We start from the raw sequence: 20,781 nt of genomic DNA on the forward strand, positions 1-20,781 counted from the left end.
GTGTTTATCTTTCGAGGTTGAAAATGTCTATTCGTAAACGTCTGACCTTAATTTTACTTTCAATGATGGTGCTTACTTGTTTTTTAGCATTAGTAAAAGGCTATCAAAAAAGCATGCTCCACGGCGAAAACTTGCTTGATAATGAACTTAAAATAGTGGCTGGCGTTTTAATTGAGCAACCATTAGCACTAAGCACAAATGCAGTACAGGTAAGCAATAATAGTGCTCAGTTGTTGTATCAAATTTGGCAAAATAATAGTTTACTTAGTGGCTCATCGAGTTTAAAGAATAACCAAATTAGTTTTAGCGAGGGCTTTCAAACTGCCAATGTAGCAGGGCAGCGTATGCGAGTGTTTGTGATGAGAAAAAATACCCGTAAAGTCATCGTTGCTGAGCCTATGGCAAAGCGGTTTGAATTAGCTGAAGCCGTTATTTTATCTGCAATGTTACCTATGCTATGGGCTGTCCCTCTGCTTGCTATTTTTATAAGTTTTTTCGTTAAATACGCATTAGCCCCTCTTACTCGATTATCTAAGCAGCTGGCTACTCGCCAAGCAAACGACTTTACGCCAATTAACTGGCAGGTAACCGATGAAGAAATTAAACCTGTTATTAATCGTTTAAACGATTTATTTAAACGAGTAGAAACCGCTTACTTACGAGAGCGTTTTTTTGCCTCAGATGCAGCTCACGAATTACGTACCCCGCTCAGTAGCTTAAAAATTAATGTACATAATTTGGCTAATAAACAAAGTAACTCGCAAAACCATCAAGAATTACAAGCCATGTCACAAGGCATTAATCGCTTAAGTAATATTGTTGAACAAATGCTAATTTTAGGGCGCACTCAGCCTGAGCAATGGCAAAAGCAGTTTAGTGAACAGTCATTGCTAGCGATTACTCAGCAAGTCGTATCGGAGCAATACGAAAAAATAGATGAAAAAAACCAAACTATTAGCCTCGAAGGTGATGATTTTGTAATTAATGGTGATGAGTTTACATTAACCACACTCATCGCTAATTTACTTAGCAATGCCATAAAATACACACCCAATAATGGTCAAATAATAATTAAATTAGCATCAAATAATAACGGCTTTAGTTGGCAAATTGATGATTCTGGTTCGGGCATGACTGAAGAGCAAAAAGAGCGAATATTCAATCGCTTTTATCGCGTGGGTGGCGATCAACATCCATCAGGCGAGCAAGGTGCGGGTTTAGGTATGGCGATTGTCCAACACATAATTGCTATTTATGGCGCAAGTATTCATTTAGCGAATAGCTCTTTAGGCGGACTAACCGTTAAGGTTACTTTTACAGGAGTAAAAAGTGACTAAACGTTTATTTAATCACTGCCTTTGTTGTTTGCTATTTTTGTCGTTTAACGCGGCGAGTAAAGAGTATCTTATTATTTTAAAAGATCATTTGTTTTACCCCTCGCAAATAATTATTCCCGCAAACAAAAAAGTAAAACTATTGATAGAAAACCAAGACAGCACACCAGAAGAGTTTGATAGCTTTGATCTAAACAGAGAAAAAGTACTCTACCCAAATCGTAAAAGCATTATTTATATAGGGCCGCTAAGTAAAGGGCATTACGAGTTTTTTGGTGAGTTTTCGCCAAATACAGCAAGGGGCGTTGTTATAGTTAGCGATGAAGGGGCACAGCATGCTAATAACTAGTTTAGTCATGAGCCTTAACCAATTACTACCAGTGGCTATTTTATTAGTGCTACTACAAGTAGTTAAAAAACAAAGCTCTTTGCAAATAGGGTCTGCTTTAGTAATAGGCGCGGTAATGTCGTTTTTGTACATGCAAAGTGCGTCGTGGGTGAGCCAGTGGTTTGAACACCAAGGGTTAGAGTACTCACAAATAGGGCTATGTATCACTATATTTATTGCTGTATTGGTATTTGCACTAAAGCAAAAGTCAGCGGCATTTTATATCGCAGTTATAAGCACAATAACGCTCTATTTAAGCCATTATATTATTTACCTCACCAGTTTTTGGCAAAATAATGATGCAGGGCAAAGCTTATTTATTGGCACTTTATTAGGTGTTGGGATTTGTTTAAGTTTTAGCGTATTGCTGTACTTTTTAATGAATGCAATTAAGTACCGCTTTGGTATGTATCCGCTTTTTACTTTGCTTGCTTTTAACAGCGCGGCTAAGTTATTAGTTGCACTGGATTTGGCAAGTCAAATAGGTTTAATTACAAACACCTCAACAGTGTGGGATTTACGTAATTTGTTAAGCGAAAACTCTGAGCTAGGCCGCGTACTGCGTGCTTTGGTTGGTTACGAGGCCACTCCTGATTTAATGAGTGTACTTATATATAGTACAAGCAGCGTATTATTTTTATTACTTTGTTACGTTATTTCAGCTTCAATAACTAAGGAACGTGTATGAAAGCACTTAACCTATATTTAGCGCTTAGTTTTACCGCTCTTTGTTTGTTGGTATTCTCAATCCAAGCAAAGGCCGATGGTATTGTTGTTGATAAGGTATATCATCCCTATGTTTTGCCTTTTGAGCGTGAATTTGAGTGGCGATTAGTGTCGCACCAAACAGATAGTGGCAACATACTAGCGCAGCGTTTGGGTGGTGGTGGAGCTATTAACGATACAATGGCACTGGAAGGCTATTTAGTTGGTGAGCGAGACGATAACGGCGACTTTGGTATAGAAGCTTATGAGCTTGAGCTACGCTGGCAATTGATTGAGCAAGGTAAATTATGGGCCGATTGGGGGGCATTATTTGAGCTTGAAAAAAAACATAATGAAGATGTGTATGAAGCAACTTCGGGTTTTGTGATCGAAAAAGAATTTGGAAAAACGAGCCTTACACTAAACGCTTTTTTGGTTTATGAGTGGGGGCAATACATTAAAAATGAATGGGAAAGCGAGTTTAGAGCACAATATCGCTATCGCTATCGTTCTGCTTTTCAGCCTTCTATAGAGGTTTACGTAGGTGAAGACTTTGTTGGTATAGGGCCTGGTTTTATAGGTTTACAGCGCTTTGATGGGCAAAAGCAATTAAAGTGGGAAGCAGGTTTCATCACTGAGATAAGCCAATCAGAAAAAAACCATAGTTTTAGGCTCGCATTAGAATTTGAATTTTAATAATAAATAAAAGCTGTTTTGGTTGTTATCATTCTGATTATAGATAGGTACTTGACATATTATTTAAACTCTATATAGTGGGCCGCAGCTAGAAAGAAAGCATGTAAGCTATAAATCTCCATTTCGATATAAGTAATACTTGTAGTTCCGTCCTGAAGTTTTTAAAGTACCATCTCATTTTTTGCTACACCCGCTCTTATGAGCATATTTTTATTTTTATTTCAGGATATTACAATGTCTAACATCGTATCAGGTACAGTTAAGTGGTTTAACGAGTCTAAAGGTTTTGGTTTCATCGAGCAAGAAAATGGCCCAGACGTTTTCGCACATTTCTCAGCAATCAAAAGCGAAGGTTTCAAAACTTTAGCTGAAGGCCAACGTGTAGAGTTTACTCTTTCACAAGGTCAAAAAGGCCCACAAGCTGATAACATCACAGCTGTATAATTTTACTTTTAAGTAAAATGAAAAAAAGCGCTTAAGGCGCTTTTTTTGTGTCTGAAATTTGACTCAAACCAAACAACGCGCATTACCAATGTAAATTAGCTAAATGATATTGCTATTATTAAGCCCCACCTAATATTTGTTTTCTATTCTTCTAAGCCATTGCGCTAATGCAAGTGAGTTTAAGCTTGTAATTTATACCGAACATTTCTCCCTTATAATTTTAAAACGACAAAGATCAGCTTGTTGGTATTACTCTCGCTATTGTAAAAGATATTTGCACAGCTATTGCTATAACCAGCGAGTTTAAATTGCCTCTTTGGGAGCATGCTTATAATTTAGTTCAAAAAGACCCTCACTTAGGTCTTGTTCTAATTGCTAAAAACACCGAACGTGAACCTCTATTTATTGGTATTAGTATAAATAATCCAAAATATGCAAAGCAGTTTTTTTTAAAATTGTAAGAGGTGATACATATGAGTTATTAGTAAATAAAATTGGCTTTAAAACGGATGAAAATTTACTGATTTTTGGAGACGAAAAACAATTTATGGATTTGTTTTCAAAAAGAAAGATAGATCTAATTTCAGGTTCAAAAGTTACAATAAAGTATAGCTAGAGCTCTTTGGATATAAAGCAACTGACGTAGTGAAGTGCAAAAATCACCCCATCCTAAGTTTGCTGGTAATTACATAGCATTTATTAATCGGTACCTAGACCTATTATAAAGCGATTTAACAATGAGTATAAAAAGTTAAAAACGAAAGGTGACTTTGCTGCTTATAAATACCCCACTATTATTAATTTACCTTTCGTAAGGTAGCCCTTTATCTTTTTTTACTTTTAAAAAGGCAGCTTGTAGTGCTTCAACTAAACGCATATCTGTTTTTTTATTCGCAGCTAAATAAGCATCAATTGTTAGCTCATCTATTTTATAAATGAACCTTAAGTGTGCTGGTTTGAGCTTTAGATAGTCGCTCATCTGCTGCATATATAATGGATCGTCTACAATTAAATCTACTTTTTTAGCTAATAGTAAAGAGTATGATTTTTGAATGTCAGAGGTTAAAACAGCTTCAAAACCAAGTTTGCTGAGGGTTTGTGTTGAAAAGTCATTGCGTTGCATTGCAATTTTATACACTTTTGCTTGTTCAGTATTATTTATAATAAGATCATTTCGCTCTGATAGGCCGATAAAGCCCAGCTCAAATCGTCCAACTGGTCCAATCCAATAAAATTTATTTTCTCGCTCTACAGTGCGTGCAAGGCTGTATATAAAGGTATTTTTTAATTCATCTGCAATTTTATAAGCACGTGCCCAAGGATACATTTGAATGTTAGGTGCGAGATCTGCCTCAGCAAATATATCCCTAATAAATTGAGTACCTTCACCTGCAACTTCGCCCTTAATTAATACTTGGTTTGGTGGCGCTAACTCAGTTACAACAAGCAGAGTGTCCTTAGCTTGAATATACACGGAACAAGTAAAAAGAAGGGAATAAAGAATATATTTCACAATAGCGAATCGTCATTCGGTTAGCTTAAGTAATATAAGTGTGGCTGAAAATATGAAAAATACAAAAATTATTTATGTGAACTTGTTACTAAGATATTGGTTTATTTGAGTTATGTACAACTATAAAGGAGGCTAGATAGGTAAACGGTTTGAGGTCTGAAGTAATTGAAGCTAAAAAACTATGCTCTAAAACGATAAAAGGGCCTTGCGGCCCTTGGTGAAGTATCGTTCAAGTCAGATAGAGCTTTAACCCCTTAAAGCGCTATCCTCTTGTTTTGCAACACCGGTGTTCATCTCAATAAGTTTCTAAGCTAGCGAGAGGAAAAACCCAGCAATTGCTGCGCTCATAAGGTTAGCCATAGATCCTGCTAACACTGCTCTGAGCCCTAAGCGTGCGATATCCTTCCGCCTGCTAGGCGCCATACCGCCTAACCCACCTAGTAAAATGGCTATCGATGATAAGTTAGCAAAGCCACATAAAGCAAAAGTAACAATTGCTTGTGTGTGCGCACTTAACGTATCGCGATAATTTATAAAGTCTAAGTAAGCAACAAACTCGTTTACTACTATCTTTTGACCAATAAAGCTGCCGGCTATAATCGCTTCATCCCATGGCACACCTAGTAACCATGCGACTGGAGCAAATACATAACCTAATATTTCTTGAAGCGTTAATGTCGGGTAATCAAACCACCCGCCAATACCGCCTAATAAACCGTTTAATAGTGCAATTAGCGCTACAAAAGCAAGTAACATTGCACCTACATTAAGTGCTAAATGCATACCGTTTGCAGCACCTGATGCAGCTGCATCAATTACATTTACAGGCTTATCTTCGTCATCTAAATCTAAATCAGCTAAGTTATCTTTAGGAGTTTCAGTTTCTGGCACAATCATCTTGGCCATTAAAAACCCACCTGGTGCAGCCATAAAGCTCGCCGCAATAAGATACTTAAGATCTACGCCAATAATTACGTAACCGGCCATTACAGAGCCTGCTACAGTGGCTAAGCCACCTACCATCACTGCAAACAATTCCGACTTGGTCATTGTTGCTATAAATGGCTTAACTATTAACGGAGCTTCAGTTTGGCCTACAAAAATATTTGCCGTTGCTGAAAGCGATTCTGTGCGAGAGGTTTTCAATAATTTTTGTAAACCGCCGCCTAAAATCCTAATTATCCAATCCATAATGCCAAGGTGATATAACACAGCAACAAGTGCTGAGAAAAACACGATAACTGGCAAAACTTGAATTGCAAAAATAAAACCTAATGTGTCTTGTGAGGCGAGTGGACCAAATAAAAACCCAATACCATCATTAGCATAACCAATAACCGACGAAACGGCTGATGACATACTCGTTAACACATTTTTTCCTGCTTCGAAAAACAGAACAAAACCGCCAATAACAACTTGCATTGCAAACGCTATACCAACGGTTCTTAAATTAATTGCCTTGCGATTAGTCGACGCAGCGAAGGCAATGCTTAGTAGCACACACATGCCCACTAAGCTCATAAATGTTGTCATACAAATGTTTCCCGTTGTTATTCTTGTAGTAAATATTTAATTTTACTTTTTATTATATCAATCGCAACGCGGTTCATGCCGCCTCGAGTCACAACTAAATCAGCGTTATGCTTCGAAGGCTCAATAAATTGATAAAACATCGGTCTAACAGTTGCTTGATACTGCTCAACAACAGATTGTAATGTTCTGCCTCGTTGCTCCATATCACGTTGCATACGACGCATTAAACAAATATCTAAAGGTGTATCTATAAACACCTTAATATCAAATTCTTTATTAAGCGCTTTGTCACTCAATAGTAAAATACCTTCAACAATCAGTATTTTAGCAGCAGGCACTCGGCGTGTGGTTGCACTACGCGTATGCTGTGCATAATCATACGTTGGTACTTCTACTGAGTTACCACAACGAAGTTGTGTTAAATGCTCAAGCATCAACGCATGCTCAAATGCATCTGGATGGTCGTAATTTGTTTGCGTACGATGAGCCATAGGCAAATGCGACTGATCCTTGTAATAAGCATCTTCTTCAATAATGGCGATAGCGCCTGGTTCAAGCTCATTAACCAATTCATTGTATATAGTTTGGCTAAAAAGAGATTTGCCCGACGCAGACGCGCCTGCAATAGCTATAATAGTAGTTCGTGTCACTAAAGTTCTCATCCACACAGAAAGATATATTGTTGGTAGATCACAATAGCAAAAAAGACACGATTAATCTCTTTTGCTTCGCTCAAGAGTGCAAATTTATAATGTTTAGGTTTTATGAAACAGGACTTTTGTCCTGTACGGAAAATTCGATCAGCGGATAAAGTAACCACCTAGAATCAAAGTGAGGTCAAAATGGCAAGAGCAATTATTTTAATGGCAGATAGCCTAGGAATCGGTGCAGCACCAGATGCAGATAAATTCGGCGATCTTGGGGCTAATACATTCGCTCACTTACTAAAAGCATATTACGACGAAACAGGCAGTGCACTGTCGCTTCCTAATTTATCTAAATTAGGATTAGTAGACGCATGTGAAGCTGCCGGTGGCGAACCGTGTTTAATTTCAAACCGCCAAGCACCAGAAGGTGCATGGGGTTACGCTAAAGAAATCTCTAGCGGAAAAGACACGCCATCGGGTCATTGGGAAATGGCAGGCGTACCAGTGTTATTTGATTGGGGATATTTCCCAAAAACACAGCCAAGTTTCCCACAAGAATTTATAGACGAGTTTATAGCTCGTACGGGTATTCCTGGCATTTTAGGCAATTGCCATGCATCAGGAACTACCATTTTAGAACAGCTAGGTGAAGAGCACGTAAAAACAGGTAAACCAATCTGTTACACCTCAGCTGATAGCGTGTTTCAAATAGCCGCGCATGAAGAGTCATTCGGCCTAGAGAAGCTTTATCAAGTTTGCGAAATCGCACGGGCGCTACTTGATGAAATGAATATAGGACGAGTGATTGCGCGGCCATTTTTGGGTTCAAATAGCCAAGACTTTGCCCGAACGGGTAATCGTCGTGACTATTCAGTACTTCCGCCAGCACCAACATTGCTAGATGTACTAGCAAAAGACGGCGGCGAAGTAATTAGTATTGGTAAAATTTCAGATATTTACGCGCATCAGGGCATAACCCAAAAGCACAAAGCACCTGGGCTTATGAACTTGCTAGAAAAAACCAGCGAAGTAATGGAAAGCGCGCCAGATCGTAGCTTAATCTTTACTAACCTAGTTGATTTTGATGAAAAATTTGGTCATCGCCGTAATCCAGTAGGATACGCAAAAGCATTAAAAGAATTTGATGACTATCTACCAACTATACTAAATCAGTTAAAAGCAGATGACGTATTAATGATCACTGCAGATCATGGCTGTGACCCAACCTTTCCAGGTTCTGAGCACACTCGTGAATACGTACCTGTTATTGCATACCAAGCAGGTATGAGTAACACACCATTAGGTGAACGCAACAGCTTTGCAGATATAGGCCAAACACTGGCACAGTGGTTTAGCTTATCTGCGCTTGATTACGGCGACAGCTTTTTAAATGAGCTAAAAACGCCAAATAAAAAGGAAAACAATTAATGAGTACTCCGCATATCAGTGCAAACGTTGGTGATTTCGCCGAAACAGTATTAATGCCAGGCGATCCGCTACGTGCGCAATATATTGCTGAAAACTTTTTAGATGATGCAGTACAAGTTACCGGCGTTCGTAACATGTACGGTTTCACTGGCACTTACAAAGGTAAGCCAGTAAGTATCATGGGTTCAGGCATGGGTATTCCATCAATGTCTATTTATGCACGTGAGCTAATTGTAAGCTTTGGCGTTAAAAATATTATACGTATTGGTACGTGTGGCGGTATTGGTACAGATATCAAAATTCGTGACGTAATTTTTGCACAAGGTGCAAGCACAGATTCAAACGTAAACCGTGCACGCGTACGTGGCTACGATTTTGCTGCTATTGCTAACTTTGACCTACTTTTAAACGGCGTAAACGCTGCTAAAGAGCTAGGCATTAAAGCAAAAGTAGGTAACGTATTCACAACCGACACATTCTATCAAGCAGATGACTCGTTCTATAAAGACTTAGACAAGTTAGGCATGCTAGCAGTAGATATGGAAACAGCCGGTTTATATGGCGTTGCAGCTGAATACGGCGCAAACGCAATGGCATTATTTACAGTAAGTGACCACGTAATCACTGGTGAAGCAACACCTGCTGATGAGCGTCAAAGTACGTTTAATGAAATGGTTAAAATTGCATTAGAGTCTATCTAATCAATAAAACAGTTCCTTGGTAACGTATTCACTAAGCTTTGGAGACACGCCCAAAGTGAAGTGAGACTAAACCTCCAAAGCCGCATTTTATGCGGCTTTTTTTATGCCTGAAGAAAATGAGCAGCAGCTTCTAATTACTTAATTACACAACAAACTTAACCTTTAAAAACAAAAAAAGGGCCAAAGCCCTTTTTTATGGTGTTGTGCCTAATCATACAGGCCAAATACTGAGTGCTTAAACAATCTCACCAGCTACTATCGTATTAAAGCTGTCGTTGTCATGTAGGCTTGCAAATGCGCTCTCATGTAATAGCTCATTACGTAAGTTTGGAGAGTATTCAAGTGCCATTTTAATGTCGGCTAAGGCATCAGCATGCTTATGTGTTAGTGCATAAGCACATGCGCGTTGCCAATAGGCATAACCGTAATCACTGTCTATATCAATAGCTTGGTTACACAGCTCAATGGCTTGTGCTGTTTCATTAATTTCTAGTAATGCATCGGCTTTATAAGCAATGGCTTCAACATCTTCTGGTTTGCGATTAAGTATTTCGTCAAAAATTTCAATCTTATTAGCAAAATCACTTTCTAGGTTGGCGCGCATCCACAGCGAATGAACTTCGTTAGTCACCGATATGCGCTCTTGGTTACTGAGTATTTCCTCAGATCGTACACGTAGTTTTTCTTCAAGAATTTTTAATCGGTCTTCATACTCGTCTGTAATTACGCTCACACGTGTATTTACAATGTCTTCTACTTTGTTTTTAACATCGCGTAGTGAGTTCCAGCCCACTAAAACCAAAATAGAAGCCGTAGCGGTGATTATAAAAAATACATTATTAATAGTATCGGTAGTGTACGTTAATGCGCGGTCAGCAGTATCAAGCTGAGCATGGGTTACCTGTTTAGTTACATCTTCACGGAGTTTTTGTTGATCTTGCCTAACCGCTTTTAGCTCGTCGAGTATGTAGCGCTCCATTAGCGGTTTATACATAGGCTCTTTAAGTTGTTGAAGGGCTTGTTGCTCTTGTTGTGCTGTAGGTGAGGCAGGTTGTTTTTCAGCAGAATTTACTATGCCCGAAAAAAAAGTTAAACAAACAAAAAGTGTAGATAGGTAATAACGCATCGATACGCCTAATTAAATTAATTACTGTAATAACTTTAACATGCAGGGCTGAATGGCACTAGGGCGCGTTGACTTTTCAGGATTAAAATTAACCTAATTTAGATAGGAACAATAGCTGTAAGAATTTTTTAGCCTAGTGAGCCTAGGAATAACAGGGTAAAGCTTGAGCATTTTGCTAATACTTAGATGGTTTTAGGAAAAATAGGCAAAAAAAAGCCAGCTCAATATGAGCTGGCAAAAACTGCTTAAAACAACAATATGTCGTAGGGATTCACAGGAGAACAACTTCATACTAACTGAACCTTTCTGAACAAATACTTAATTCAATTCAATTAGTTAAAAATATAAGAATACTTCAAGTATTCGGTTTATAAAGTAAAGGTGCATTGGGCTTAAGTAATGCACCTTTATAATTATAACTATATAACTACAATTTCATGGTGAAGGGGGGTATTCCAATGTGCGCTTTAAATAAATTAAAGCCACTTTCAAACCCTTCACATACTATTACGCCGAAATTTTTCAATTCGATCACAGGTCTAGTAAAAAGATTAAGGTTAGTTTACTAATTTTGTATTTTACCCTGCAATACTTTACACGAGCGTCGTCAGATTTATTTTTACTATTATTTAAAACGTAATTACAAAGCTATTGTTAAATACATCATTAGCAAAAGACCAATCAAAAATATAAATTGGAGCAATCGTTTTAAATAGTATGTTGAGGCTGGCGTAGCATAATTTATGCGCCTATATTAAAGATATATAACTGTTTAGGCAGGCACACTAAATAATAAGTAAGCCGATTAAATAAAAATAACCGTTACTTTTTAAAAAGTTATAAATACATAAGCAACAATACTGATTGATTAAGTATTTTACTTTTCCATTATAAGGATTCCAGAATGAGCAACCCTAAAGCAGGCCAATGTCCGGTCATGCACGGCAGTAATACTAAAACGTCTAATCCCAATACTGATTGGTGGCCAAATGCCCTAAACTTAGACATTCTTCATCAGCACGACACCAAATCAAATCCATACAATAGCGACTTTAATTACGCTGAAGCATTTAAATCAATCGATCTTGACGCGCTAAAAACAGATGTAAAAAGCTTAATGACCGACAGCCAAGATTGGTGGCCAGCCGATTGGGGGCATTACGGCGGTTTAATGATTCGTCTAGCATGGCATTCAGCGGGTTCTTACCGTTTAGCCGATGGTAGAGGAGGCGGTGGCACAGGTAATCAACGTTTTGCACCACTTAACTCATGGCCAGATAACGGTAATCTTGACAAAGCGCGCCGTTTACTGTGGCCAATAAAGAAAAAATACGGTAACAAGCTTTCATGGGCCGACTTAATTATTTTAGCGGGCAACATGGCATACGAATCAATGGGTTTAAAAACCTTTGGTTTTGCAGGCGGCCGAGAAGATATTTGGCACCCTGAAAAAGACGTTTACTGGGGAGCTGAAAAAGAATGGTTAGCGCCAAGTGACGGCCGTTACGAAAGTGTAGATAAACCAGATACGATGGAAAACCCATTAGCAGCAGTACAAATGGGCTTAATTTATGTAAACCCAGAAGGTGTTAACGGTATACCCGATCCGCTTAAAACAGCGGCTCAAGTTCGCGAAACCTTTGCCCGCATGGCAATGGATGACGAAGAGACCGCTGCATTAACTGTGGGCGGCCATACTGTAGGTAAAACACATGGTAACGGTAAAGCTGAAAACCTAGGCCCAGAACCAGAAGCTGCAGACGTACACGAGCAAGGCCTTGGCTGGAATAATACAACAACACGCGGAATTGGCCGCGATACTGTTACTTCAGGCCTTGAAGGTGCGTGGACTACACACCCAACCACATGGGATAACGGTTACTGTTACTTACTTCTAAACTACGAATGGGAACTGACTAAAAGCCCAGCAGGCGCTCATCAGTGGGAGCCTATTAATATTAAAGAAGAAGACAAACCTGTTGATGTAGAAGATCCATCAATTCGCTTAAAGCCAATGATGACTGATGCTGATATGGCCATGAAAGTGGACCCTGAATATCGCAAAATCATTGAACGTTTTAATAACGACTTTGAATACTTTTCAGATGTGTTTGCGCGAGCATGGTTTAAACTGACTCACCGCGACTTAGGCCCTAAATCATGTTACTTAGGCGCCGACGTACCAAGTGAAGACTTAATTTGGCAAGATCCAATTCCAGCCGTTGATTACACATTAACAGACGACGAAATTAGCGATCTTAAAACGACATTATTAAATTGTGGTGTTAGTGCCGCTGATTTAATAAATACAGCTTGGGATAGCGCACGTACTTATCGTGGTTCTGATAAACGTGGCGGCGCAAATGGTGCACGCATTCGTTTAGCACCGCAAAAAGATTGGCAAGGTAATGAGCCAGAACGTTTAGTATCAGTACTTAGTGCGCTTGAAAAAGTGCAGGCTGGCTTGAATAAACCAGTTAGCATCGCCGACTTAATTGTTTTAGGTGGTACAGCAGCCGTAGAACAAGCTGCAAAACAAGCGGGTGTTGATGTAAACGTGCCGTTTGCACCAGGTCGAGGAGATGCAACAGACGAAATGACTGATGCAGAATCGTTTGATGTATTAGAACCAATTCATGATGGTTTTAGAAATTGGTTGAAAAAAGATTACACAGTATCAGCTGAAGAGTTATTACTAGAACGTAGCCAGTTAATGGGATTAAGTGCACCAGAAATGTCGGTACTTATTGGTGGTATGCGTGTATTGGGTACAAACTACGCAGGCAGCGAACATGGCGTATTTACAAATAACGTTGGCTCATTAACCAACGATTTCTTTGTAAACTTAACTGACATGTCAAACCGTTGGGAGCCGGTTCAAAAAGGCTTATACAATATAGTTGACCGTCAAAGTGGTACGACTAAATGGACGGCAACACGCGTTGATTTAGTATTTGGATCAAACTCTATATTGCGCGCACTTGCTGAGTTTTATGCACAAGACGACAACAAAGAGCGTTTTGTACATGACTTTGTAAATGCATGGGTAAAAGTAATGAACGCAGACAGGTTCGATCTTAAATAATCTGTACGCTAAATAAAAATGGGGGAGTAATAATTTACTCCCCCGTTTTTTAATATTTGCCATACCGTTACACAAAGCTGCCTTTTTATAAAAATTGACAACTTACGACCCATATCCCAGATTAAATAAGCGGCGATAGAAAGCTATTTTTGCATTAAATTTTGCACACAGCACCACTCAGTATTGCTCACAAAATATCGTAATCTATCTAAGTCATATAAAAGTTAGGCATTAAAAAAGGCGGCAAAAGCCACCTTTTTGTATAAAACAATAAAACTTATAGAAGTGCAAAAAGCTTTTGTAGTTGTGGCATGTATTCGCTCACAAGTTCAAGGTTGCTTTCGCTTACTAAAGAATCCGTAGACTCCGCAGCTGCGCTTGAAGATTTACCAAACGAACCCATTAACGAGCTAGCGCCACTATCTTTAGCACTTTTAAGGCTTTGCAGGCCGCCCATTACTTTAGTTGCCGTTTCTTGGTTATCAGCAGAAAGGCCCGATTTAAGATTTTCGATATAAGCCATTGATACTTCAGAACCTACCGTTACTAGCTGCTCTGGCGTAAAACCATAACGGTTTGTAACACCCGCGAAGCTTTTGTACAGGTCTTGCTCTTTAATCATGCTTAGTGCGCTATTAGCTAAAGAGCTTTGTTCGCCAACGCTTTGCTCTGCAGAACCACCTAACATACTTGCTAAATCTAAGTCTTTTAACGACTCTTGGCTGCTTGCCCAGCTAGTTACAGCAGGTAATGCTTTCATGTAGCTTTGTAATTGGCCTTCGCTAATGTCTTCTGCAAGGCTTGAAAAACTCATTGCTAATAAGCTAAGTGATAAAAGTATTTTTTTCATTGGGCATTTCCTGTTGTTTAATTAACGCTATTTAAAACTAAATGTAAGCGCTTGCCAATACAAAACTAAAGTATTAGGGGTATTTAGGCTATAAAGTAGTATAAATACTTTAAAGTCCTATAACTTAAGCTGATTCAGCACAAATATAGTTACAAATGATATAATGCATTTTTGACAAATAGAGCTGAACACAATGTTAACAATTTCAAATACTGTCACTATCGATGAATGGGAACTAGAGCTCACGGCTATTCGTTCGCAAGGTGCCGGTGGTCAAAATGTTAACAAAGTGGCAAGTGCAATTCATTTACGCTTTGATATTAACCGCTCTAAATTACCTGACTTCTACAAAGAACGCTTGCTTGCCTTAAATGATTCAAGAATCACCAAAGAGGGCGTTTTAATAATTAAAGCGCAAAGCCACCGTACACAAGAGCTAAACCGAGAAGATGCCCTTAAACGTTTAAAAGATTTAATACTCAGTGCTACCGTTGTCAATAAGGCGCGTCGTGCCACCAAGCCTAGCCGTAATTCACAGCGCAAACGTATGGATAAAAAAACTAAACATGGGCAAAACAAAGCGCTACGCGGCAACATTAAGTTTTAGTTTTAAACGGTATAAATAAAATAGAGAGGGGACTTGATGCCTAAATGTAGGCGCTATTTTTACATCCTACAGCGTGCATAAAAATATAAGTGAGGGGTCTCCTCACTTATATTTAATAGCTATTAATGTCTACTTAGCCATTTCTAAATCAGATTCTGCATCCGCCAGCATTGCAAATTCTTCGTCCGCGCTTTTAGCAACTAAGTGTTTTGAACTATAGCCAAAGTAATAAGCCGCACCCACAATAAACAGCACCATAGTGTATAAAAATGCACGAGGGTCAAATGCATACACACCCGTTAATGCTATAAGTGAAAGCACTAAAGCAATACTTGAAGTAACTACACCACCAGGAGTTTTGTACGGGCGAGGTAAATCAGGTTGTTTAACGCGTAGCAAAATATGGCTCAGCGCCATTAATGCATACGATACCGTTGCTCCCACTACTGCCATTGCGAGTATTAAGTCACCCTCGCCACTGAGTGATACTAAAAAACCAAATACTGCCGGTACAATTAACGCACGTGCTGGCACTTTGCGATTAGTAGTAATAGACAACGAACGCGGTAAATAACCAGCTCTAGATAAAGCAAACACTAAGCGACTATAACCATAAATTATAGAAAAGAATGAAGCGACTAACCCCGCAAGCCCTAATATATTTACAACGGTTGCTAAGCCCTCACTACCCGATGCGTTTAATGCATCAACTAAAGGCACTGCACTTGCGCCCATTGCAGCCGCACCGCCAGCACCTGGTACTAAAACTACCACTAAAAATGCAGTAAATAACAAAAAGATCATTGCACCAATTATGCCTTTAGGTACATCTTTAGCGGGATCTTTTGCTTCTTCTGCAGCAAGCGGTACACCTTCAACCGCTAAAAACAACCACATGGCAAACGGTAATGCAGCCCAAACTCCGTACCAACCTAAAGGTAAAAACTCACTGGCTCCCACTGCATCGGTTACGGGGACGTCAAATAAGCGTGATGCATCAAAATTTGTGATTAATACAAATGCGGTCGCAATAATAGCTAATACCGCTAAACCACTTATTACCATCATTACTTTAAGTGCTTCTCCCACGCCTGCTAAATGAATGCCCACAAATAGTAAGTAAAATAATGCATATACCCATGGGCCATTAAATCCGGTAAGGGTTTCAACTGCAGAGCCTATAAAAATAACAATAGCAGCGGGTGCTAAGGCATATTCAATTAATACGGCAAGTCCGGTTAAATAGCCTCCCGCGGGCCCGATAGCTTGACGCGCAAAACTATAACCACCGCCTGCAGCAGGTATTGCAGCTGACATTTCAGCAAGCGACAATACTAGCGCTAAATACATAACTGCCATTAATACTGCTGCAATGGCAAAGCCACCCCAACCGGCTTCAGCAATACCAAAGTTCCAACCTGCAAAGTCACCCGATATTACATACGACACACCCAAACCTGCGAGTAATAACCATCCCGCAGTACCCCGTTTTAACTGTCTTTTAGCAAGGTACTCTGTATTATTAGTAGACATAACCCTTCTCCGTTGATGTTTAGTTTTTATTGTTTTATTTCACGTGTTTTTAATTAAAATTACTCAGCAATTAAAAAGTTAGTGGTTGGAACCTGATGCTCAATGACATCGTCTTGTGTGCGGTCTTTTAAATTAACCCCAGTTAGTTTTAGTTTTTTAGCTTCACGTAATAAGTACAGTGCACGCCTAGCCGCTTCAGCATAAGGCAGGCCTGCAGGGCGAATATTCGATATGCAATTACGACATGCATCGTTAAGTCCTGTTTTGGGCTCCCACGTTAAATACAAGCCAAGGCTATCTGGCGAACTAAGTCCTGGGCGCTCTCCTATTAACACCATAACCACCTGGGCATTTAGCAGCTCACCTATATCGTCGCCAATCGCTACTCGCCCTTGCTCAACCAAAGTAATGGGAGCAATTTTAAATTGCTTGTCTGTTGTGAGGTGCGTTAATAGCTCTGTTATAAATGGGTATGCATTTTTTTGTACCGCCAACGACGAGAGTCCATCAACCACGACAATCGCTAAATCGTATTTAGCCTGCGTAGTGTGTTTTTGTTTATTCATATAGCTGAGAAGTATTTGCCTACCATTGTCATTAAGCTTGCGGCCTAAATCGGGTCGCTGAAGGTAAGTAACCCTGTCAGTAGCTTGGCTGTGTAAATGCAGGGGAGGAGCAACCTCTTTTAGAGCACTAATACTACCCAGTTGCTCAGTCATTTCGTTAATATCTAGCGGAAAGCTCACCGCATCGCGCGCTTGTGCATGAGATAGCTGAAAAGCCAGCATTTCTGAGGTTGGCAAACTTATACCGGCGCGGCCAAGGCCAATACGCGCGTCGGTAAAACGGCGTAAATCACTCCAAGGATTGTGCACTACATTACCGTTATTTTTATGCTCGTTTACTGAGTTATCTAAAGAAGTGCTCTGTTTTGAACTTGATTTCATGAGCCACCTCCAGTAATTGCACCCAGAGGTTTGGCAAAAGCGGGAGGCAAAGTATCTGAAAGTGTAATATCGGAAGTGCTTTGCATAATTTTCATTTTGCTCAGCCATGCCTCAAACTCAGGGGCGGGTCTAGAGCCAAGAACACGACGAACATATAATGCATCATGAAACGACGTAGTTTGGTAATTAAGCATAATGTCGTCAGAGCCAGGTATTCCCATTACAAACGAGCAACCTGCAACGCCTAATAGCGTTAGCAAGTTATCCATATCGTTTTGATCGGCCTCTGCATGATTGGTGTAACACACGTCGCACCCCATCGGTATACCTAGTAACTTAGCGCAAAAATGATCTTCAAGTCCTGCTCGAGTAATTTCCTTACCATCAAACAAATATTCAGGGCCAATAAACCCCACCACGGTATTTACCAGTAACGGGTTAAACTTACGAGCAACGGCATAAGCGCGAGCTTCACACGTTTGCTGATCAAGCCCATGATGCGCATTTGCTGAAAGCGAACTGCCTTGCCCGGTTTCAAAATACATCACGTTATTGCCAACAGTACCGCGCTTTAAACTCAAGGCCGCATCTTGCGCTTCGGCTAAGGTATTTAAATTAAAGCCAAAACTTGAATTAGTAGCCTCTGTGCCGCCAATCGACTGAAACACTAAATCAACCGGTGCACCTGCTTCTATGCATTCAATCGTGTTAGTAACATGGGTGAGTACACAGCTTTGGGTTGGTATTTCATATTTTTGAATAACATCATCCATTAGCGTCATTAATTTAATGGCTTGAGCAACATTATCGGTTGCAGGGTTGATACCTATTACTGCATCGCCATTACCGTATAGCAGACCATCGAGCATGCATGCAGCAATACCGTTAATATCATCAGTAGGGTGGTTTGGTTGTAAACGTGTAGATAAATGCCCAGGAAGGCCAATGGTATTTCTAAAAGCACTCGTAACATGGCACTTTTTAGCAATTAATATGAGATCTTGATTGCGCATTATCTTGCTAACAGCTGCAGCCATTTCGGGCGTAATACCCTGCCTTATACTTGCAAGCACAGCGGGTGTTGCAAAGTCGCTTAAAAGCCAATTACGAAAGTCACCTACGGTTAAATGTGCAATAGCCATAAAAGCATTCGCATCATGCTCGTCAATAATTAAACGTGTAATTTCGTCATCTTCATAGGGAATAAGTACCTCATTTAAAAATGTTTTAAGAGGTACATCGGCCAATGCCATTTGTGCTACAGCGCGCTCTTGCGCCGATTGTGCAATTACACCCGCTAAGCGATCACCCGAACGCTGCGGCGTTGCTTTAGCCATTAACTGGGCTAAGTTATCGAATTTATAAGTATGTGTACCTAAAGTGTAACTGTACGCTTGCCCCATGATTTACTCCACATAACTAACATGACAAACCTTGGTATAGGTTTTGCTATATTTTAGCTATAAATCAATTTTGAATAGTTACAAGACAGCTTATTTTGTACCAAGTAACTATCGAATTTTGGCAAAAGATTATTTATTAATCCAATTCAATTGGTTGCATACGCAAAGCGGTGTTAACTTAAGCATAATAAAAGTGTAACGAAAAAGAGCATCCCCTATATGGCGCAGCAAAATAGGTACGGCGCACCACTTAAGAGCAAGGTGCAAACACATGACATAGACGAGCAAGCGCATAGCCTTACTCAATGGCAGCAAAAATACGATCAAATGAGCGACGGCAGCTTTTATGGTTTTATTGAAGAAACGGATTACGCCAATATTCACGTGTTTAAAGAATACACCGAGCGAGCGCTTCGTCAGCAATGTAACATAGCCCCCAATTCTGTTTGGCTTGGCATCCCTTATCAGTCGCAGCAAAGTAGAATTAATGGCCTAAATGTGGCAAGTAATCAATTTATGTGCCGTACAAGTGATAATGACTTTGAACTGATAACCCCTGAGCAATTTAATATTTATGGTTTGGTAATCGATTGGAACTCAATTGAATATATGGCGCAGCTACAAGGTGTAACATTGAAAAACCTGTCATCTGCGCAATCAGCTCGCTTATCGGTGAGCAACTCATCATTGCAAACGGCAAGGCAAATAATTAATAGCATGGTTGTAGGCAAGGGCTTTGGACTTAAAACCGAATCACAACAAGATATGCTAAACATGTTGGCACTACACTTATTACAAGCGGATAATCCACAGCAAAATATTGCGCCAAGTTATACACGTCGAAAAGCCGTGGTAGATAAAGTAAAAGAGTATGTGACCACAAATCCACAAAAAACAATAACCATAACCGAGCTGTGCGAGCTTGCCTTTGTAAGTAGGCGCACACTTCAATATAGCTTTGAGAGTATTTTAGGAATTAACCCTTTGCGGTTTTTACGTTTAACACGTTTGAATAATGTAAGGCGGGAACTGAAAAAATTAAACCAAAATAAACCAATTTCAGTAATAGCAGCCAATTGGGGATTTTGGCACGCGGGACAATTTGCTAAAGATTACACGCAACTTTTTGGTGAAAACCCATCACAAACAGTTAAAAGTAATAGTTTTAAAGGTTAGAAACTACACTTCTAACGTGAGCACGTTTCTTCTACAGACCATACTCTAACTTGAGTTAAACACCTGTGGACGCGCAGCTTGCTGGCGTTTAAAATCACCGCTTTTACATTTAGTCGGGTGCAATAGTAAGCAAGTAATTAAATCACCACCGAGAAGTGAAGGAGAAAACAAGGAGCAGTGACTAACCATTACTCGTGTTTTCTCTGTGTATCGTACAGCGCCTCGTTGGTGAAATATCATATAACTTAAACAAATGGACTTTGTCTTCTCATTTACTCCTCTTTTTCTTCTCTTTGTGCATTTATATTTTTAAGGGCTGTTATTCACAAAGAGGTTTAGAGGCGCTTCGCTTTTAGAGGACAGCTTGGAGTTAAAATAATAAAGAACGAAAAGTGAAAGCGAGGTGTGAAACCTCACCTACATCGTGCAAACACCAAGCCCGTAGGCGCGAATTTATTTCGCACTTATGTAACATGGCTTAAATGCTTTAAAAGTGAAAGCGAGGTATAAAACCTCACCTACAACAACACCGAACCCGTAGGTGCTAATTTATTTCGCGCTCATGTAACGTGGCTTTAACCCCCTGTATCAGGATAGTTGTCGCCTCTAACTTTTAATAGAGGCAGATAAAATGAGACGTCGATTTACACAAGAATTTAAAGTTC

18 protein-coding genes are annotated in these 20,781 nt (G+C 39.6%); 10 read left to right on the forward strand and 8 right to left on the reverse strand.

All coding sequences use genetic code 11. The features are described from left to right. Positions 1 to 23: 23 nt before the first annotated feature. From WNY98_RS15415 to WNY98_RS15435, 5 genes are all read left to right on the forward strand, one after another. Positions 24 to 1,337: an ATP-binding protein gene (locus WNY98_RS15415; RefSeq protein WP_342878337.1), complete on the forward strand. Its 1,314-nt coding sequence runs from the start codon at positions 24 to 26 to the stop codon at positions 1,335 to 1,337. Beyond that, positions 1,330 to 1,683 carry a cupredoxin domain-containing protein gene (locus tag WNY98_RS15420; protein ID WP_024599430.1) on the forward strand — a complete coding sequence of 118 codons (354 nt, stop codon included), beginning with the start codon at positions 1,330 to 1,332 and terminating at the stop codon, positions 1,681 to 1,683. Before WNY98_RS15415 ends, WNY98_RS15420 begins: the two co-directional genes overlap by 8 nt. Next, entirely contained in the window at positions 1,670 to 2,410 is a 741-nt protein-coding gene (locus WNY98_RS15425) for an iron transporter (protein WP_342878338.1), read from the forward strand. The genes WNY98_RS15420 and WNY98_RS15425 overlap by 14 nt, the downstream gene beginning before the upstream one ends. Then, the gene (locus WNY98_RS15430) at positions 2,407 to 3,123 is read left to right on the forward strand and encodes a hypothetical protein (RefSeq protein ID WP_342878339.1); all 717 of its coding nucleotides are present in this window, start codon (positions 2,407 to 2,409) and stop codon (positions 3,121 to 3,123) included. Before WNY98_RS15425 ends, WNY98_RS15430 begins: the two co-directional genes overlap by 4 nt. A 234-nt stretch (positions 3,124 to 3,357) precedes the next feature. After that, on the forward strand, positions 3,358 to 3,567 hold the full coding sequence (locus WNY98_RS15435; RefSeq protein ID WP_002959120.1) for a cold-shock protein: 210 nt from the start codon (positions 3,358 to 3,360) through the stop codon (positions 3,565 to 3,567). 802 nt (positions 3,568 to 4,369) lie between these two features. On the opposite strand, the gene WNY98_RS15440 is transcribed toward WNY98_RS15435, so the two are convergent. From WNY98_RS15440 to udk, 3 genes are all read right to left on the reverse strand, one after another. Beyond that, on the reverse strand, positions 4,370 to 5,080 hold the full coding sequence (locus WNY98_RS15440) for a transporter substrate-binding domain-containing protein (RefSeq protein ID WP_342878340.1): 711 nt from the start codon (positions 5,078 to 5,080) through the stop codon (positions 4,370 to 4,372). 306 nt (positions 5,081 to 5,386) lie between these two features. After that, on the reverse strand, positions 5,387 to 6,613 hold the full coding sequence (locus WNY98_RS15445) for a NupC/NupG family nucleoside CNT transporter (protein WP_024599426.1): 1,227 nt from the start codon (positions 6,611 to 6,613) through the stop codon (positions 5,387 to 5,389). Between the two features lie 17 nt (positions 6,614 to 6,630). Further along, entirely contained in the window at positions 6,631 to 7,263 is a 633-nt protein-coding gene (udk, locus tag WNY98_RS15450) for a uridine kinase (protein WP_007583533.1), read from the reverse strand. Between the two features lie 192 nt (positions 7,264 to 7,455). On the opposite strand from udk, the gene WNY98_RS15455 reads away from it, so the two are divergent. Continuing rightward, positions 7,456 to 8,688, forward strand: a complete 1,233-nt coding sequence (locus WNY98_RS15455) for a phosphopentomutase (protein WP_024599425.1) — start codon at positions 7,456 to 7,458, stop codon at positions 8,686 to 8,688. Beyond that, the gene (gene deoD / locus WNY98_RS15460) at positions 8,688 to 9,389 is read left to right on the forward strand and encodes a purine-nucleoside phosphorylase (protein ID WP_024599424.1); all 702 of its coding nucleotides are present in this window, start codon (positions 8,688 to 8,690) and stop codon (positions 9,387 to 9,389) included. Before WNY98_RS15455 ends, deoD begins: the two co-directional genes overlap by 1 nt. Positions 9,390 to 9,624: 235 nt before the next feature. Here the strand turns inward: deoD and WNY98_RS15465 are convergent, their stop codons facing one another. After that, entirely contained in the window at positions 9,625 to 10,515 is an 891-nt protein-coding gene (locus WNY98_RS15465; RefSeq protein WP_197185278.1) for a tetratricopeptide repeat protein, read from the reverse strand. 904 nt (positions 10,516 to 11,419) lie between these two features. Between WNY98_RS15465 and katG the strand changes: the two genes are divergently transcribed. Then, entirely contained in the window at positions 11,420 to 13,600 is a 2,181-nt protein-coding gene (gene katG, locus WNY98_RS15470) for a catalase/peroxidase HPI (protein WP_342878341.1), read from the forward strand. Between the two features lie 277 nt (positions 13,601 to 13,877). Here the strand turns inward: katG and WNY98_RS15475 are convergent, their stop codons facing one another. Further along, complete coding sequence (locus WNY98_RS15475; RefSeq protein WP_024599422.1) at positions 13,878 to 14,450, reverse strand: hypothetical protein; 573 nt, start codon at positions 14,448 to 14,450, stop codon at positions 13,878 to 13,880. A 193-nt stretch (positions 14,451 to 14,643) separates the two neighbouring features. Here WNY98_RS15475 and arfB point away from each other — a divergent pair, with 193 nt between their 5' ends. Then, a complete protein-coding gene (gene arfB, locus WNY98_RS15480; RefSeq protein ID WP_024599421.1) occupies positions 14,644 to 15,057 on the forward strand; it encodes an alternative ribosome rescue aminoacyl-tRNA hydrolase ArfB in 414 nt (137 codons plus the stop codon). A gap of 129 nt (positions 15,058 to 15,186) precedes the next feature. On the opposite strand, the gene eat is transcribed toward arfB, so the two are convergent. Genes eat through WNY98_RS15495 form a run of 3 tightly spaced genes read right to left on the reverse strand, consistent with a single transcriptional unit; the run spans position 15,187 to position 18,940 of the window. Continuing rightward, positions 15,187 to 16,590: an ethanolamine permease gene (eat, locus tag WNY98_RS15485; protein ID WP_342878342.1), complete on the reverse strand. Its 1,404-nt coding sequence runs from the start codon at positions 16,588 to 16,590 to the stop codon at positions 15,187 to 15,189. 59 nt (positions 16,591 to 16,649) lie between these two features. Next, a complete protein-coding gene (gene eutC / locus WNY98_RS15490) occupies positions 16,650 to 17,537 on the reverse strand; it encodes an ethanolamine ammonia-lyase subunit EutC (protein WP_342878343.1) in 888 nt (295 codons plus the stop codon). Beyond that, positions 17,534 to 18,940 (reverse strand): ethanolamine ammonia-lyase subunit EutB, encoded by a 1,407-nt coding sequence (locus tag WNY98_RS15495; RefSeq protein WP_024599418.1) that lies wholly within the window; start codon positions 18,938 to 18,940, stop codon positions 17,534 to 17,536. The genes eutC and WNY98_RS15495 overlap by 4 nt, the downstream gene beginning before the upstream one ends. Before the next feature lie 219 nt (positions 18,941 to 19,159). Here WNY98_RS15495 and WNY98_RS15500 point away from each other — a divergent pair, with 219 nt between their 5' ends. Next, complete coding sequence (locus WNY98_RS15500) at positions 19,160 to 20,116, forward strand: helix-turn-helix domain-containing protein (RefSeq protein ID WP_342878344.1); 957 nt, start codon at positions 19,160 to 19,162, stop codon at positions 20,114 to 20,116. Positions 20,117 to 20,781: the final 665 nt, after the last annotated feature.

It is taken from the genome of Pseudoalteromonas sp. AS71, from assembly GCF_038900275.1.
Lineage (GTDB): Bacteria > Pseudomonadota > Gammaproteobacteria > Enterobacterales > Alteromonadaceae > Pseudoalteromonas.

Excerpts from the sequence above, each read along its gene's own strand:
- katG (WP_342878341.1), top strand. The coding sequence starts at position 11,420 with ATGAGCAACCCTAAAGCAGGCCAATGTCCGGTCATGCACGGCAGTAAT.
- WNY98_RS15495 (WP_024599418.1), bottom strand. The coding sequence starts at position 18,940 with ATGGGGCAAGCGTACAGTTACACTTTAGGTACACATACTTATAAATTC.
- WNY98_RS15445 (WP_024599426.1), bottom strand. The coding sequence starts at position 6,613 with ATGACAACATTTATGAGCTTAGTGGGCATGTGTGTGCTACTAAGCATT.
- WNY98_RS15455 (WP_024599425.1), top strand. The coding sequence starts at position 7,456 with ATGGCAAGAGCAATTATTTTAATGGCAGATAGCCTAGGAATCGGTGCA.
- eutC (WP_342878343.1), bottom strand. The coding sequence starts at position 17,537 with ATGAAATCAAGTTCAAAACAGAGCACTTCTTTAGATAACTCAGTAAAC.
- WNY98_RS15500 (WP_342878344.1), top strand. The coding sequence starts at position 19,160 with ATGGCGCAGCAAAATAGGTACGGCGCACCACTTAAGAGCAAGGTGCAA.
- arfB (WP_024599421.1), top strand. The coding sequence starts at position 14,644 with ATGTTAACAATTTCAAATACTGTCACTATCGATGAATGGGAACTAGAG.
- eat (WP_342878342.1), bottom strand. The coding sequence starts at position 16,590 with ATGTCTACTAATAATACAGAGTACCTTGCTAAAAGACAGTTAAAACGG.
- WNY98_RS15435 (WP_002959120.1), top strand. The coding sequence starts at position 3,358 with ATGTCTAACATCGTATCAGGTACAGTTAAGTGGTTTAACGAGTCTAAA.
- WNY98_RS15415 (WP_342878337.1), top strand. The coding sequence starts at position 24 with ATGTCTATTCGTAAACGTCTGACCTTAATTTTACTTTCAATGATGGTG.
- WNY98_RS15425 (WP_342878338.1), top strand. The coding sequence starts at position 1,670 with ATGCTAATAACTAGTTTAGTCATGAGCCTTAACCAATTACTACCAGTG.
- deoD (WP_024599424.1), top strand. The coding sequence starts at position 8,688 with ATGAGTACTCCGCATATCAGTGCAAACGTTGGTGATTTCGCCGAAACA.
- WNY98_RS15465 (WP_197185278.1), bottom strand. The coding sequence starts at position 10,515 with ATGCGTTATTACCTATCTACACTTTTTGTTTGTTTAACTTTTTTTTCG.
- WNY98_RS15430 (WP_342878339.1), top strand. The coding sequence starts at position 2,407 with ATGAAAGCACTTAACCTATATTTAGCGCTTAGTTTTACCGCTCTTTGT.
- WNY98_RS15475 (WP_024599422.1), bottom strand. The coding sequence starts at position 14,450 with ATGAAAAAAATACTTTTATCACTTAGCTTATTAGCAATGAGTTTTTCA.